Origin of the sequence: Segatella paludivivens DSM 17968 = JCM 13650, assembly GCF_000373185.1 — a bacterium.
Classification (GTDB): domain Bacteria; phylum Bacteroidota; class Bacteroidia; order Bacteroidales; family Bacteroidaceae; genus Prevotella; species Prevotella paludivivens.
The window spans coordinates 1-1,337 of sequence record NZ_KB890683.1 but is presented as its reverse complement, the minus strand read 5'-3'; the positions used below and the strand labels follow the sequence as shown (position 1 = coordinate 1,337).

At 50.1% G+C, this 1,337-nt stretch carries 2 protein-coding genes; both read left to right on the top strand.

The window, feature by feature from the left end; translation table 11 throughout:
* Window positions 1-441, top strand: a 441-nt coding sequence (locus tag B045_RS15175; RefSeq protein ID WP_154650173.1) for a DUF3575 domain-containing protein, incomplete at its 5' end; no start/stop codon positions are given.
* Between the two features lie 42 nt (window positions 442-483).
* Window positions 484-1,337 (top strand): DUF3868 domain-containing protein (locus tag B045_RS0112285; RefSeq protein WP_018464560.1); only part of this gene is annotated, 854 nt, incomplete at its 3' end.

Genomic DNA, 1,337 nt, shown 5'->3' with positions numbered 1-1,337 from the left:
CTGGGTACTGAGGTCCGCCTCGACAGTACCCTTACCGTGAGTGTTTCCTCAACCTATTGCCCGATATCCTACGATGGTGACCGTAAATGGAAAAACTGGTCAGTTCAGTACGAAGCCCGCCATTGGTTCCGTAAAGTCTTCAATGGTCCTTACATCGGCGTCTTCGGCATTCATGGAGGCTTCAACCTAAACCGCATTCCCATTTTTCGTCTTACCCGTCATCGTGCCGAAGGTAACTTCAACGGTGCCGGACTCACTTTCGGCTTTCATAAGATTCTCTCTCCCCATTGGGGCATAGATACCTCCCTTTCCGCTGGCTACCTGCATCTGCGCTACCGCCATTACCGTGAGGGAAGCTATGGCTACCTTGAATATACAAAGGGTAGGGACTATGTAGGTCCAGTTGCCCTTTCCGTGTCACTGGTGTATATAATCAAGTGATAATAATAAGATAATAACAATGAAAATAATATTTATAGAGAAATGAAACTATTACAATCTGCATTCTTTCTTCTTGCCTTCTGCGGAACAGTATCCGCAGCATCCGCCCAGACTGTCTACGGCGGACAGATCTACGTGAACTCCGAGAACTTCACCCGTCAGGGCGACCTGCTTCGCGTTCGCATGAAGGTAAGTTATGACAGCAGCGTCGTGGGAAGCTGTGAGTCGCTGACCTTCACTCCTGTGCTTAAGACAGACAGCGCCGTCTCAGTGCTTTCCTCAGTGGTCATCAATGGGCGTGAGCGTGAGCGTGATGCTCACCGCACAGAGGTTCTTTCCGACAATCGCCGCAACATGCCCATCGTTGTCAAAGACAGCCATGCCGCCAAGCGCTACTTCATCTACGACACCACCGTTCCTTATAAGGACTGGATGCAGGAGTGCCGCATGTATGTGGAGAGCGAGGAGCTTAACTGCACTGGTCATCGCGGACATGTCTATGAGGACCTCGTTCTGAAGAATATCTACCTTCACGACATGAGCAACGACAATCCCGACCCCAATGTACATTATTATAATCTGATGGACTATGTTCAGTTTCTTCAGCCTCAGGGTTCAGACATTGATAAGTTCCATCGCAGCGGAGAGATACCTATCTTCGGCAACAAGTCCCTAGCCAAACTCAGTGGCAGCAGATTCAACCGCACCGTGTTCAACACCATCGCCTCTGACGTTAAGAGTGAACTTCAGCGCTATGGCACCAGCCTTGTTGGTCTCCGCATCAATGGCTACGGTGCTCCTATCGGCAACTACCGCCGCAACGAGAGTGAGGCAATGGAGCGTTCGCTTGATTTAAAGAAGTACCTGATGAAGCAGAAGCTCACCAACCGCAACGA